Annotated in this window: 13 protein-coding genes; all 13 read left to right on the forward strand. The window is 38.6% G+C overall.

Features of this window, described 5'->3' with window-relative positions; genetic code table 11:
* Positions 1-11: 11 nt before the first annotated feature.
* The 13 genes from IBT54_RS04840 to IBT54_RS04900 all read left to right on the forward strand — a co-directional run bounded on the left by IBT54_RS04840 (position 12) and on the right by IBT54_RS04900 (position 14,349).
* Positions 12-731, forward strand: a complete 720-nt coding sequence (locus IBT54_RS04840) for a hypothetical protein (protein ID WP_236262905.1) — start codon at positions 12-14, stop codon at positions 729-731.
* 191 nt (positions 732-922) lie between these two features.
* Positions 923-1,489, forward strand: coding sequence for a hypothetical protein (locus tag IBT54_RS04845; RefSeq protein WP_236262912.1), 567 nt, complete (start codon positions 923-925; stop codon positions 1,487-1,489).
* Positions 1,401-3,320: a terminase gpA endonuclease subunit gene (locus tag IBT54_RS04850; protein ID WP_236262914.1), complete on the forward strand. Its 1,920-nt coding sequence runs from the start codon at positions 1,401-1,403 to the stop codon at positions 3,318-3,320. The genes IBT54_RS04845 and IBT54_RS04850 overlap by 89 nt, the downstream gene beginning before the upstream one ends.
* A gap of 9 nt (positions 3,321-3,329) precedes the next feature.
* Positions 3,330-3,890: a hypothetical protein gene (locus tag IBT54_RS04855; RefSeq protein WP_201251686.1), complete on the forward strand. Its 561-nt coding sequence runs from the start codon at positions 3,330-3,332 to the stop codon at positions 3,888-3,890.
* Entirely contained in the window at positions 3,890-5,416 is a 1,527-nt protein-coding gene (locus IBT54_RS04860) for a phage portal protein (RefSeq protein WP_236262916.1), read from the forward strand. The genes IBT54_RS04855 and IBT54_RS04860 overlap by 1 nt, the downstream gene beginning before the upstream one ends.
* Positions 5,385-7,259: a phage major capsid protein gene (locus IBT54_RS04865; RefSeq protein WP_201251687.1), complete on the forward strand. Its 1,875-nt coding sequence runs from the start codon at positions 5,385-5,387 to the stop codon at positions 7,257-7,259. The genes IBT54_RS04860 and IBT54_RS04865 overlap by 32 nt, the downstream gene beginning before the upstream one ends.
* A gap of 5 nt (positions 7,260-7,264) precedes the next feature.
* Complete coding sequence (locus tag IBT54_RS04870) at positions 7,265-7,549, forward strand: hypothetical protein (RefSeq protein ID WP_201251688.1); 285 nt, start codon at positions 7,265-7,267, stop codon at positions 7,547-7,549.
* On the forward strand, positions 7,546-7,947 hold the full coding sequence (locus tag IBT54_RS04875; protein ID WP_201251689.1) for a hypothetical protein: 402 nt from the start codon (positions 7,546-7,548) through the stop codon (positions 7,945-7,947). Before IBT54_RS04870 ends, IBT54_RS04875 begins: the two co-directional genes overlap by 4 nt.
* Positions 7,948-7,951: 4 nt before the next feature.
* Positions 7,952-10,921 carry a tail fiber domain-containing protein gene (locus tag IBT54_RS04880; protein WP_201251690.1) on the forward strand — a complete coding sequence of 990 codons (2,970 nt, stop codon included), beginning with the start codon at positions 7,952-7,954 and terminating at the stop codon, positions 10,919-10,921.
* A 55-nt stretch (positions 10,922-10,976) separates the two neighbouring features.
* On the forward strand, positions 10,977-11,429 hold the full coding sequence (locus IBT54_RS04885) for a phage tail tube protein (protein ID WP_201251691.1): 453 nt from the start codon (positions 10,977-10,979) through the stop codon (positions 11,427-11,429).
* 25 nt (positions 11,430-11,454) lie between these two features.
* Positions 11,455-11,766, forward strand: a complete 312-nt coding sequence (locus tag IBT54_RS04890; protein ID WP_201251692.1) for a hypothetical protein — start codon at positions 11,455-11,457, stop codon at positions 11,764-11,766.
* A 146-nt stretch (positions 11,767-11,912) separates the two neighbouring features.
* Positions 11,913-12,158 carry a hypothetical protein gene (locus tag IBT54_RS04895; RefSeq protein ID WP_201251693.1) on the forward strand — a complete coding sequence of 82 codons (246 nt, stop codon included), beginning with the start codon at positions 11,913-11,915 and terminating at the stop codon, positions 12,156-12,158.
* On the forward strand, positions 12,145-14,349 hold the full coding sequence (locus IBT54_RS04900) for a hypothetical protein (protein WP_201251694.1): 2,205 nt from the start codon (positions 12,145-12,147) through the stop codon (positions 14,347-14,349). Before IBT54_RS04895 ends, IBT54_RS04900 begins: the two co-directional genes overlap by 14 nt.
* The last annotated feature ends 15 nt before the right edge of the window (positions 14,350-14,364 follow it).

The following is a 14,364-nucleotide window of genomic DNA, read 5'->3' on the forward strand; positions in this document are numbered from 1 at the left end:
AAGGATTACTAATGAAATGGATTAATAAGCAAGAAAAAGAGTTTGAAAAAGATGAGTTGAGAAGAGAAATATCAAGAGCAAACTGGCGATATCATAAGCCAAGAATTAAGCAATCTCTTCAAGAAGTAGCCATATCAGCTAAAAATATCAACATTGAACTTAGTGTTTATGATTATAAAAGTAATCCAAATGGCTTTGGTTTTGATGGTCTCAATTTACAGTTTGGTATGAAATTTACAGGCAATATGATACAAACAGAAACTGAAGAGGTAATAGAGTTAGAAACAGAAGAAGGGGTACAGGAAAGAAAAGATAAAAGGTTACATTTCAACCATCACATGCAAGAAGGTGCAGTATTAGTAATCACCTATAGTGCGGTGGGGCATATACACATATTTTGCAGTCCATCAACCTCTGAAGATTCTTTAGCTAAACATAAAAATTTAATTCTCTATCACACATATGATGCACGAACAATAAATGATAAAGTAATTAAACGATGTGTAAAAGCACTATTTCATTATCACCGTTTTACAGGCGTTTTACATAGAATCACATGGCGTGATAGATGGGCTGTAAGATGGCTAAAAACTAAGATGTATTTCATTGAATATCTTGAGCCAAATGAGAAATTCACACGCTATTCCGGGCTATACATTCCTATAATATCATTCATTGTTGCAGTACTGTCACTATGGGTGGCATATCTCTCATATAATCCACATCAATAAATACTTCATATAGAATAAATATCTACTGATCATCTGATCAGTAGGTACTCCCACCCCCTTAAAACACCGCGAGATTTCGCCAGCACTTTATTTTAAATATATTTGAAAAATAAATGCCATACATAACAATGTTATATTATAACAATTCATAAAAGGAAATATTATGAGTACTGAAAAAAGGAACTTACAAAATGGCTAAATCAAAACTAACTATATCTTATTCTGAACTATCTCGCAGATATGGTTATGACGTTTCAGTAATTAGTCGTGAATGGGTTAGTAATGGATTGGACTGTACTAAATCAGAAACAGAAATCTATAAATGGATTCGTGAAAACGTAATAGACAAACTACGCAATGGCGATATTAAAGAACAGATGGATCGTGAACGACTTGCAAAACTTGCCGCAGAACGTGAACTAGCAGAGATTGAACTAGCAGAGAAACGCGACACCGTAATCAGTACTGAATATGTTGAACATGTTCTTACGGGATATCTATTTCAGATTAAAAATACAGTAAGAAGCATTCCCAATAAAATCTATCTTGATTTATTTGCAATGGAAGATGCAAAGGATCTAAGAGATAAACTACGCGAGGAAATAGATACACAATTATATAACTTAGGTGAAATGGAATTCACCTTACCAGAAGATATGGAAATCTTGGATGATGAATTACAACCAGAAGAAACTAACGAAGATACTACAGAACTCACAGAAGACGGTCAAACCTCCGAAGATTCAGAAAACAAGTGATTGGTTAAAATCCCCCGAAGCTCCATTACGTTGGGTTGATGGTCCTAGTATGGGCCTTCCTTGGATACCATTTAACTTTCAATGTGAACCAATAGATGTAGCTCAACTTAGAAGCACAAAGAAGATAGTACTCCAATCATGTAGCCAGCTTTTAAAGACGACAGTACTACAATCAATCGCATTTGGAATTATGGCAAATGATCCAACTAACTTTGCTTTTGCGAGTAGTTCAGCAGATGAAATAAAAAAGTTTAAGAATGGTAAATTCATGCCAGCAGTTGAAGGTTCTGAAGTACTAAGACCATTGATTACTGATAAAGCAGATAAGAATGCCGCAAACAATGCTAAGCAATCCGAAATGGTAAACGGTACTTTCATATACTGGATGAACCTCAATACTCCGGGAAACCTTAGAGGCATTACATGTAAGACAGTACTATTAGATGAAGTATCAAATGTTGAAATTACCTCGGAAGGAAACCCAATCAAGTTAGCCGAAGCCAGAACATCGACCTTTGGTGATGATGCTTTGACAGTAGTTTCCAGTACTCCATTATTTCCCAATGACCTAATCAACTCAGAATACAATCTATCCGATAAAAGACGATTTCATGTTACGCATGATTGCGGTCATGAATATGTATTCGAATGGGAACAGGTACGCTTTGAGTTTAAGCAACTTGAAAACGGAAGGGCAATACCAGACAGTACTACCACTAGATTAGAATGCCCCCACTGTAAGGGGATTATATCAGAACATAAAAGACACCAGATGGTATCTGCAGGCCGATGGATTGCAACGAATCCCCAAGGTGAACCGGGTGTAGTTGGATTCCAGTTGTCTCGCATGTACTCCCCTTTGAATTCTATTTCAGAGATGGTAGCAAAGTTTTCCGAAGCAATGTACACATTCAATATGCAAACATTCTTTAATAATGAATTGGGTGAAGTTTATGAAAACGAGTATGAAAAAGAGTTAGATGTACTAAGACTTGAAACACTACGTACTGACAATATAAGTATTCACAGTATACCTGATGAATCACTAGGAATCGTTATAGGTTGTGATCAGCAGGGTGACAGGCTTGAAGCAACTACAATCGCATTTGATGAAAAGAATATATGGGTATTAGACCATTCATACTTTTACGGTAGTGACTGTACTAAGATTGAATCTGAAGCCTATAAGAAACTTAACGAACACTGTAAGCAGACATTTAAATCAACTACTGGACGTGAGATACCCATGCTTGCGGCATTCATCGACAGTGGTAATGGTAATGCAACAGATACAGTTAAAAAGTTTTGTCGTACATGGTCTAAGTACCACGCAATAAAGGGTTCAAGTTCAACTACCAGCCCATTGTTTAAGAAGTCAACAGAGGCAAACTATCCCTTACAGATACTAAACGTACATGAGCAAAAATTAAATATACGTAAGTGGGTAAACTTAGCAATAAGCGATGAACCAGAAACGGCAACAACACAATTACATTTCAGTAGTTCCCTACCACATGATTACTTTGAACAATTAAGTTCTGAAGTACTAAAACCAAAGGGTAATAAACTAGTCTGGATGTTAAAGCCCGGTCAAAAAAGAAATGAAACATTAGACTGCTTAGTATATTCAAGTATTGCCATTAAGTATGTACTTGCGAATCTCGGTACTCAATATCCCGAAAAACTTTTACGTGAAAACCGTGCAAAACTTAAAGATAAATATAATGAAGAAACTACAACAGTAGTTGAAGAAAAAACAAAACCAAAGCCAACAAATACCAGAGTTCCAGGAAGGAGTTCAAAGGGTGGTTCATGGTTCGGTAAAAAATAAGGAAATAAAATGGCAAGACTTTTACCAGAAAAGTTATACATCCCAACAGTACCATATACCTGTACTGTAATCGTTCCCGCCTATTCTATTCTTTTCCTATGTAGTATCACAACTGCAAAATCTGAAAAACTAGACAATAGTCAATCGGACGTAGATAAAACCTTTACGTTCGATATCGTACAAAACGTTGCTAGTGATAAGTTATTTTGTACTTTAGTTACTTATAAGAACGTCATGAATACAGATAGTGAAATGTTCACTACTGAAATCATTGACGCCAGTAAGAATACTCAGGAGTACGCAGAACTAATTTCAATGATTAAAGAATTAGATGAAGTAATACGCGTTAAGGTAAATGGCGGTGGTGTATATAGTACCACAATTAATAATAAAACGTTGGTCAGTGAAAACTTAGCAGCACTTGAAAATCTAAGAATCCGATATGTTAAGCGAGCGAATGCTCTATGGTCAATTATGAATGACCAACCAGCGAACGGAAACGGAAGGCCAATCAAGTCTGTAACTATGCTTCGCGATCCCAACTATCCAAATAGATGGGGTACTAGATAATGTTTAATATGTTCAGAAAGAAACAACCACAGCCAGCAGAACTACCAAAGAAAGATAAGATCGCTGCAAAGATCCCACAGAAATCAAGCCTACAGCGTGAACTACAGAATATCCGTACTGGTCATAATGCAAGCGGTGGTGTAATCAACTTTGGTTTTACCAGTGGTATCGCAAGTAACAATATAAATAACATTCTTCGCTGGTTCTTGAATGATTTCCGTAATACAAGCCGTGAGGCAAGTATACATAATCCAATCGCACGTAAGTACATGAATCTTTCAGTAGATGGTGTTGTTGGTTCATTGGGTATCTATGTAAAACCAGATGTACAGGTAGAACGTTACACCCCAGATGAAACACACGAAGTAAACAAGAAACTTGAAAAGCTATTTGATCGTTGGGCGTATAACGCAGAACGTTTTAGCATGGATGGACAACTAAGCCTTGATTCATTCTTACAAGTACTTGAGAAAGTACGTGTAACTGATGGTGAAGGATTCGTACGTATTCATAACGTTAACTGTACTGTTAAGATTGAGATACTGGACGCAAGTAGATTAACTCAGCTAAATAACCAATGGCTAGGAAATGGTAACTATATCAGTAATGGAATCGAGTTTGATAAATATCACAAGCCAGTTAACTATTACTTCTGTCAATACAACCCAATTACATATACCTATGATGCAGTAAGTTATGACATTATCCCAGCGGATGAAATCTGTCATTATATGATATCTGATTTCCAAGGGCAGGAAAGGGGAATTCCCGATTTAGTCAGTACTAACAAAACACTCGAAGACTTAAAGAACTTTACTGAAGCAGCATTAGTTGCAAAACGTGTTGCAGCAAGTTCAATGGCATTTATTACTAACAACAATGGAAGTACTGAAAACGTTGAACTAACAGCCGGTGAAAGTGACGAGGCTGCAAAGTACTATGAATACCTTGAAGCTGGTGCGATTTATGAACTCTCACAGAATCAGGATGTTAAGTCAGTAAACCCACAAGCTGGGGTTGATCACATTCAGGAATTCACTAATGAGTTAATGAAACAAATATCAATGGGTTTAAACGTTACTCAACAGTCACTACTTGGAGACACGGGAAACGCCTCTTTTTCCGCCGCGAAGTTGGCAGAACGTTTACAGGCAACCACTTTTGGTACTCGTACTAATCTACTGATAAATAAAGTACTAAAGAAGATTTATATCACTTGGTTGAAAAACGAAATGATTAACAATCAAAACCTCGGATTATCTTTTAGTGATTTCGAAGATTTGATTTGTGCAAGATACATCCCACAAAAACCAATCAGCCTTGATCCACTAAAAGACATACAAGCAAGTGTAGCTTTACTCGATGCAGGTCTAGTTAGTAAGACTCAGATTATCAGTGAAATGGGTGGTGATGCACGGATTGTTTTCGACGATATAGAGAAAGAAAGAAACACAGTACAGGGAAGTACTGAAAATAACAAGGATGACCCAGATAATGAAAATCAAACAGATTCACCAGACGCGTGAAATTAGTGTTAGTGATATTGATGTTGATAAACGTACTATTGAACTCGCATTCGTAAGTGAAACTCCCGTTAGTCGTATTATTGATGACCAGTTATATTATGAAATCCTATTGTGTAATCCAGAGAATGTAGATCTATCACGCCTTAATAATGGGCGTGGTGGTCCAGTACTCTTTAATCACAACAGAGATATTCTACTTGGTAAAGTTATTAGTGCAAGAATCGACCCAGATAAAGTAGGCCGTGCACAAATTAAAATAAGTGCTGCTGGTATGGGTAATACTATGTTCCAGATGGTGGAAGAAGGAATTCTAAATTCTGTAAGCATTGGATATAACATTTACGATTACTACATGGATGGTAATAACATCATGGTTACTAACTATGAGATTTATGAAATCTCACTAGTAACAGTACCCGCTGATGATACTGTTGGTGTTGGCCGTAGTGATGATTTTGAATACCAGTTAGAAACTGCAAATAAGAAAGAACTAAATACTTCAGATGAAACAAACTCTGAAGGAACAGAAATGGAAAACGAACAAACGGAAACTGATGAAGTACGTCTAGACAATGAAGAGTACGATATTAAAGAAACTCTAGAAGTAGTCAATGATGATACCGCAGCAGTTGCAAATGTTGAAGGTTCTGATGATACAGAATCTGAAACACTAAATAGTAATGAACCTTCTGATGAAATTGACCGTCGCGAGATGGAAGAAATTGATGAAGATGAAGAAGAAATTGATACCGACGAAACTACTACTGAAGATATTGCAGAAGAAGAACGTAAACGCGAGTTAACCGCAATCGGTTCAGTACTACATATTGATGTATCGGAAGCAATTGAAAAAGGAATTTCAATCACCGATTTCAAACGTCAATTAAATAATAAAAAACCTAACGTTAAGGATAACAAACCAATGACTAAATCAGTTATTAATGGCCTAATTCGCTCTGCTGCTGCTGGTGAAGAATTCAAAGGCGACCGTGTACAAGTTCCAGCAAATGAACTAGTACGCCAAACTTCTACTGCTCCTGCTACTGGCGGTGCTCTAGTTAAAGAAGTATACGCAGACTCATACATCGATGTTCTTCGTGCTAACTCAATCTTTGCTCAATTACCTATTCAAGTATTTTCTGGCCTAGAAGGTGAAGGTAATCTAGTACTACCAAAGCTATCTAGTGACTTTACGCAAATGTTCACAATGATTGCTGAAGGTGCGGATTCCCCACTAGTTGATGCATCTTTCGAACGTCTAGTACTAAAGCCTCAGACCTTTAGTGGTTCAGTGCCAATTACTCGTACTCTAATCAAATCTGCTGATACTGCTGAACGTTATGTTCAAGACGCAATGGTACGCGGTGCTGGTCTAAAGCTAGAGCGTCTAATTCTAGATCAAATCGTTGCTGCTGCACCGAATGAAACACTAACTGCTGCACCTACTCAGGAAGATGTTCAGAAAGCACTAGCAGTACTAGCTACCGCAAACGTTCGTTTAGATTCTGTTGTTGCTGTTGTTCACCCAACTACTGCTGCTACTCTACGTAGTACTCTAGTAGGTAATAACACCGCAGCTAAGTACATGATCGAAGGCTTCCGTTTTGAAGCATGGCTATGTGATTCAGTACGTGTAATTGAATCTACTCAAGTTGCAGCTGGTCAGATTGTACTTGGTGACTTCTCTGAAGTTATCCTAGCTTCATGGGGTGGCCTAGCAGTTGATCGTGATGATACTACACTACGTGCTTCACAAGGCATCGTACTACGTACCTTCGCTTACATCGACCATGCTGTAGCACACGAAGAAGCATTCTACGTAATGAAGTTAGCTAAGGCGTAATAATTATGAGAGCGTTTAATAATTCACAATTAAACGTCTTTCTTAATGCCTTTGGTGAATCTATGACTTTAACCAGTGGACAGAAGCTAACAGTAATATTCGAACAAGAAACTGTTGGTATTGATACTGATAGTGGAATTGTTGAAACACAAGAACATTACTTTACTACTGCCACTGGTAAAGCAAACTACACAGATACATTTACGTATCGTGGAGTACTACAAGAAATTTATAACATAGTGGATGATCTTTCGGGGTTGTCTAACTACTACTTCAGGGATCACGAATGATTTTATTTAAACTAAAAAATCTTATCGTAGATTCCTTTTTTTCTTTGGGACTCACGGTAATTTCACCAAAAACAATTAACTCAGACGCTTTACCATATATCTTATACCTCACTAACTGTATTGAAACTAGTGCCAATATACCCATGGGACGTAATACCAGTACTCAATTTACCTTTGATGTTGTATGTACTTCAAAGGCTGTTGAAGATAATCAGGAAGCAATTCAGAAAGCCTATGATTATCTAATGTCTGAAAGGTTCGTTCTTGATGCAAATGGTATTAATGTACAGGTCAGTACTGTTACTAATTCACAAACTCAGGATGATTACGATCCAACTAGTGGACTAAATACAATTGTAATTAGTATGACTCTAAATTACTTAACACTAGCGAGGTAATCCCATGAGCGGTATTTTCGTCGGGAATGTTACCAAGATATTCTATAACACGGACGCAGGAAACAACATCCCAAATGCTCCGACATATGTTAACATTGATGAGCTTGGAGCATTTCCAGAAGTAAAAATACAAAGCGATATGAACCAGTACGATACTTATAAAGATGAGTATGCTGGTATTATTGCAGGTAACAAAAGCATTCAATCCGTAAACATAGTTGTGAACTATATCCCGGATAATGTTACCCATAGATTTTTAGATTCTATGTATGCAAATCAAAACAAATTTCAAATTAAAGTGTCACTATATGAAACACAAGATAGCTTAGAAGAACACTACGCAATCCTTTCGGGATATGTCAGTAGTACTAATCTATCTGGTGGTAAAGATGATGTAGTACGAAAAACATATGTCTTCACGGCTGAAGACATTATAGCCAGAGGGACAGCAACAGAAATGGCAGACTTAAAATTAGGTGATTATGGTGTTGGTGCCAATGGCGTAGACATTCCACAATTAGAATCAGAAACACCTTCCGGCAACTCATTCATTAAAGTACCATCAAGTCAGGCACAAAACCCAGCAGGGGTAGATTTACTTGGTATTGCCAATGTTGATAACGGTAATACTACAAAACTAGTAATGACTGAATCTGGTACTTTTAGTTTATATGGAAAGAATCAAAGTAATAACTGGCAACTAATCCCAACTAAAGTACAGACAGATGGCTACTATGTACCAATGGCTCGTACTGTTAATGGTAAAGCCTTAAGTACTAACATTACTCTTACTCCAGCTGATGTATCAGCACTATCTTTAACTGGCGGTACTCTATCTGGTACTTTAAACGGTACTGTAGCAAACTTCAGTGGGGCATTATCAGCAGGTGCAACAACACTATCTGATGCACTAACCGGTACTACCGCTACCTTCAGTGGGGCAGTACAGGCAGACTCAGCGAGTATAACGGGTAATCTAACTGTTAATAGTTTAACACTACAGAATGCAACCATTCAGAATAAAGCAACTACTAAAGATCTTGAAGTAACGGGTTCTACAACCGCAGGTGTATTGACCTTAAGCGGTGCTTTGACCGGTACTAGTGCTACCTTTAGTGGTGCTGTCAGTACTGGTAATCTAACAGCAGGGACTATCTCTGGTAGTACTGGTACTTTCACAGGGGCAGTAAAGGCAGACTCATTAACCCTAGCACAGCCTTTGGGCGTTAGTAGTGGCGGTACTGGTTCAAGTACTCCAGCAGCGGCCCGTACTGCCTTAAGTGCGGCAAAGACTGGTGTTAACAGCGACATTACTGGCCTCACATCTTTATCTGGTCCTTTACGCTTAGGCGGTGATGGTCAGGCAGACGCAGACGCTATTACATTACGTCAACTACAAGCGGCAACCTCTGGCAGTGGGTCAGGTGGAGCAACGCTAAATGGGGTAATGAATAACTTTACGGGTGCGGTTGAATGGTACTTAGGTACGCGTGCGAAGATACCAGCAGGATATGTAGCAGCAGATGGACAAGTACTAAACCGTGCAGACTACCCAGAGATCTGGAACGCAATCAATAATGGCGTATTTGTCAGCGTAACAGACGCATCATGGATATCAGCAGCCACTTACAGAGCATGTTATTCATTAGGTAATGGTAGTAGTACTTTCCGTATGCCAGATCTAAATGCTCAGCAATCAGGATCATTACTTCCTTTCCTACGTGGTGATAAAGGTTCAAGTGTAGGCTCAGTACTACCATCAGCAGCACCGAATATTACAGCTTTACTATCAATGCATGGTTATGATCCTTCAGGTAGTGGATTCTCTCCAGTTGCTGGTGCTTCAGGTTCGATGTATCCAGATCCTTCAATTGCTACTCAAACATCCGTGATTACTGGCGGTACTCGAACATCGGTCAATTCATATTCAACTATTATGTTTGATGCAAGTCGATCAAGTAGTGTATATGGTAATCAAAGTGAAATCAGACCGGTATTAGCAATTGGTATTTGGTTAATTCGTGTAAACAGCATCTATTCAGCAGCCAGTACTAACTTTAATGTCATTAATAGTATGAGTGCTGTACCTGCAACTGGTGCCGTTGTATATGGTGGTGATGTTAGAAGTAACTTACAACTTAATGGAGCTGATTACTTAGTTTCACGTGTTCGTAGCAAATTAGTTGGTGGCGGTGCAAAAACATTAGCACTTGGTTTAGCTGATAGTACTGGTGGTTCAGTAGTAAATACAGAATGGACAATGCCAAGTACTGGTGGTGAATTAGTATTAAGTACTGATACACGCCTAAGTTCAATTAATGGTAAGTCTGGCGGCACTGTTAATGGTAGTATAGCTATTAATAATGGTGGATTTGCTATTAATGGTGGTGGTGGCATTGAGCTTATCGGGGCAACATTATCAAATGGTGCTTATTATGGAAGTGGATATTTCCAGTACCTTGCCGGACGTGGTGCAAATAGTGATTCACGTGGTGCTTTCTCATTGTTCCGTACTGTTGAAGAAGTTGGTTCAAAAGCATATGCTCAAATTTTCTTTGATGGTTTTGGTGTTTCCTCTCAGTGGCAATTCTTAAATAGTGGTTCTGCTTTAGCAGCAAATGGAAGCTGGTTAAACGGTTCTGATATTAGACTTAAAACAGATTTGGAAGTAATCATCAATCCAATTGAAAAAGTAAATTCATTAACTGGATACACATATACACGTGATGGAACTAAAAGTACTGGTCTAATTGCTGATGATATTGAAAACGTATTACCTGAAGCAGTATTCAATGTGGGTTCTTATACCTTCCAGAATGATACTGGTGAATATAAAGCTGGTGATACTATCAAAGATGTTAAAGCAGTATCATATGGTGAATTAGCAGGTCTGTTAGTTGAATCAATCAAAGAATTAAATTCAAAAATTGAAGCAATGCAATTAAAAATCAATGCTCTCCAATCAGATAAATAAACAAGAGTAGGCACAGGCAGTGCCTACCAACTAAACTTATATAAGGATATAAAATATGGCAATGGATATTTTTGCTGGTGCTAACCTTGGTGTTTCAATCGGTACTGCTGGTTCTACTGAATCTGCTGCATGGACTGAAGTACCAGAAATCGCAACCTTCGCAACTTCTGGCGGTACTTCTACCGTTATTGATGTAGTAACTTTCAATCAACTATACAATCGCAAACTTCTTGGATCCAAGGCAGTTCCCGATGTTTCAATTAGTGTTAACTGGATTCCAGATAATGCAGTACATCAACAGTTAATTTCTGCTAGTGATACACAGAAACGTATTCAGGTTAAATTGGAGTACTTCCAGGATGCAACCCGTACTACTGGTTACTATGTAGTATACAACGCTTTCGTAAGTGCTGATACCGTAGCCGGTGGTAAAGACGAAGTAGTTACTAAGGAATTCACCCTAGCAATTGATGGCGGCCCGGTAGTAGCAGCAGTAATTACAAAATAATTAACTCAATTAAAAGGAAATTAAAATGAGTCTATTAAACGAACTTAAAAATAAACTAGCTCCAAAACTAACAGAAGTTACTGTTGGTGGTGATATTACTCTTTACGTACGCAAACCTAGCCTATCTAAGTTTGATGAATGTAAGGACATGAAAAATACTTTAATCAATTGCGTATGTCGTGATAGTACTGGTTATCCAGCTTTCAGTGATGGTGGAGATGAAACTACTATTGATGTAAATGAAATTGATGCTTCAATTGCGGGTGAACTATTCCAGCATTGTTTAGACCTATGGAGTACTGGTGATTCACCATCTGAAGAACTAGAAAAAAAGTAAGAGACAGTCCAGATCTACGTTTTGCCCTGAAGATGATACATCGACGGGGCTTTTCACCACAAGAGCTTGATGATTTAGACCCTGAATTATTTCAACAACTAATGATATTTGACCAGCGTATAGAGCCTAATGGAAGCAGACACGACATGATGATGTTTGCGAACCTATGCCACTTGATGCTTGTTACTTCAGGTAATATTAGCGAACGTGGACGTAAAGAGGCTTCAGTACTGGATTGGGACTTTTACGGACTTCTACAAAACCTTACTACAGGTGAACTATCCGATAAGGCAGAACAGAAGAAAAATAAAGAAGCCCAAAAGCAATTTAATAACATTGCCGATACCATTAAGGCACTAGCAATCAAGGATGATAAAGATGGCAAAAAATAATCAACTAATTTTTAATGTTGATGGTGATGTAACTGGCTTACGCAAAGCACTTGCCGATGGTACTAACAGTATTACAAAATTCGGTAGTGAGTCAGGTGAACTACTTGGTGGTTTAACTGGCAAGGTAACCGACCTAACAGGCAGATTCGGCGGGCTTAGTACTGGTCTAATCGGTACTGCTGGTGCAATGGGTATTGTAGCTGGGGGCATTTATAGCCTTGTAGCTTCAACTACTGAATATGTTAATAAGTACAATGAAGTTGCCCGAACCAGTTCACTTACTGTTGAACAATTACAGAAACTTGAAAAACAGTTTAACGGACTAGGATTCACTGTTGAAAAGTTTGGTGACCTTAACCGTGATGTACTCGATCACTTAGGAGATGCTTTCCGTGATGGTTCTGGACCTGCTGGTGATATGAAAGCATATGGTATTAATATTCAGGACTTCAATAAGTACTTGAATCAATCCGATGGTGGTATTCGTTCAGTTGCTGAAGCATTCTATCAAATGCGTAAAGCGGGAAAAAGTACTGCCGAAATTACTAACATGTTAGAAACACTTGGTTCTGATGGTAGTAAGTTAATTGGAGTATTCAGTAAGTTCAATGATACAACTGAACTAATGAATTCAATTCAGGGACAAACAGCACTTTTAACTAATGATAATGCTGCAAAGTTTGCAGATTTTGAAACTAAGGTAGATTCTTTAAGTACTAGTTTTCACCTATGGATGGCAAACGCATTAGGCCCAACAATTGATGATTTAAACACACTATTCAACTTAATGAATAAAGAATGGACCAGTACTGATTTCTGGGAAATGTTCCGTGGTTTTTATTATGGTGGTGATAATGGAATTGCCAAAATGTTACGGTCAATTGATGGTGTTGATGCTAAAACTATTCCGGGTACAAAGGAATGGAATGCAGCCCATATTGATAATAACTTTCCACCAAAGCCACAAGCCAGTACTGCAACTCCACAAGGTGGATGGGTAAACAAAGATCAGGAAGCCGCAAAAGCTAAAGCAGCCGCAGAGAAGGCCGCACGTGAACGCGAAGCACAACGTAAGAAGGAAGAAACAGCACTCAATAACTGGAATGCTGCGATTAGTAAATCTGGTATCACTGAAGGTGCTATACGCGTAAAAGAGTTTAACCGACAACAAGACGAAATCGTTAAGAAGATTAAAGAAAGTGGTGTAACTCTCAAAAAGTCTCAAGATGAAATTGATCATTACGTGAATGAAGCAAACGCAACTCGTTTGAAAAAATTCAAAGATATGATCGATGATATGATTGGGTACTCAGACCCAAATAAAGAACTACGTGGATTATCTGAAAATCTTTCTGGTCTAGAAGGACAGTTAAGTACTAGCCAAATGAAAGGATTACTACAGCAACAGGATCAACGTGTTGGTTTAGAAACTCCCGGTAATAGTACTACAAACCCGTTTGATAATGACAATGTACTAGACAAGAAAAAGAAAGATCTTGAAGCACAGCGTGATCTTGAACTTCAGATTAATGAACAGTTGAACAGACAGTTGGGTACTTCTCAGGAAGAGTATCAGAAGCGTAAGAAGGCCATTCAGGAAAAGTATTCAAAGCAAATCCTAGCCACTGAAACTGATAATACTCAGGCTCAAATGTCACTTCTAAGTGATTCTGCTGGATCATTGGGTACTATCCTCAGTGGTGCCCTGGGTGCCGGAAGTCGTGCGGCGAGTGCGGCATTCGCCCTACAGAAAGGCATCTCAATGGCTCAGATTGTGTTGAACCTGCAAACGGCACTTTCCTCTGCATTAGCAACGCCTTTTCCGGCAAGCCTAGCGGCATACGCTCAGGTACTAAGCCTTGGTGCAAGTATTGTGACAACTGCAAAGGGTGCCGCCTCTGGTAAAGCACACAGTGGTATTGATGAAGTACCGGGTAGTGGTGACCAGACCTGGATTCTACAAGGTGGCGAACGTGTGGTACAGAAAGACCAGAACAAACGCCTTACAGAGTTCCTAGATAACCAATCCTCTGGAAGTAAGACTAGTACTGGTGATGGGATGGTAATTAACGCACCTTTGATTATTCAGGGTGGCAGTACTGATGATGATACTAAGTTTCAGGCGATGCTTAAGAAGCACCAGAATAGCGTATCTCAGGCAGTTAAGAATGCTCAGGCACGTACTACTTAAAGTGTCTCGCTTAGG

This window comes from Pantoea sp. S62 (assembly GCF_016658625.1).
GTDB lineage: Bacteria > Pseudomonadota > Gammaproteobacteria > Enterobacterales > Enterobacteriaceae > Pantoea > Pantoea vagans.

Coding starts and splice junctions, on each gene's coding strand:
- IBT54_RS04840 (WP_236262905.1), top strand. CDS start 12: ATGAAATGGATTAATAAGCAAGAAAAAGAGTTTGAAAAAGATGAGTTG.
- IBT54_RS04845 (WP_236262912.1), top strand. CDS start 923: ATGGCTAAATCAAAACTAACTATATCTTATTCTGAACTATCTCGCAGA.
- IBT54_RS04850 (WP_236262914.1), top strand. CDS start 1,401: ATGATGAATTACAACCAGAAGAAACTAACGAAGATACTACAGAACTCA.
- IBT54_RS04855 (WP_201251686.1), top strand. CDS start 3,330: ATGGCAAGACTTTTACCAGAAAAGTTATACATCCCAACAGTACCATAT.
- IBT54_RS04860 (WP_236262916.1), top strand. CDS start 3,890: ATGTTTAATATGTTCAGAAAGAAACAACCACAGCCAGCAGAACTACCA.
- IBT54_RS04865 (WP_201251687.1), top strand. CDS start 5,385: ATGAAAATCAAACAGATTCACCAGACGCGTGAAATTAGTGTTAGTGAT.
- IBT54_RS04870 (WP_201251688.1), top strand. CDS start 7,265: ATGAGAGCGTTTAATAATTCACAATTAAACGTCTTTCTTAATGCCTTT.
- IBT54_RS04875 (WP_201251689.1), top strand. CDS start 7,546: ATGATTTTATTTAAACTAAAAAATCTTATCGTAGATTCCTTTTTTTCT.
- IBT54_RS04880 (WP_201251690.1), top strand. CDS start 7,952: ATGAGCGGTATTTTCGTCGGGAATGTTACCAAGATATTCTATAACACG.
- IBT54_RS04885 (WP_201251691.1), top strand. CDS start 10,977: ATGGCAATGGATATTTTTGCTGGTGCTAACCTTGGTGTTTCAATCGGT.
- IBT54_RS04890 (WP_201251692.1), top strand. CDS start 11,455: ATGAGTCTATTAAACGAACTTAAAAATAAACTAGCTCCAAAACTAACA.
- IBT54_RS04895 (WP_201251693.1), top strand. CDS start 11,913: ATGATGATGTTTGCGAACCTATGCCACTTGATGCTTGTTACTTCAGGT.
- IBT54_RS04900 (WP_201251694.1), top strand. CDS start 12,145: ATGGCAAAAAATAATCAACTAATTTTTAATGTTGATGGTGATGTAACT.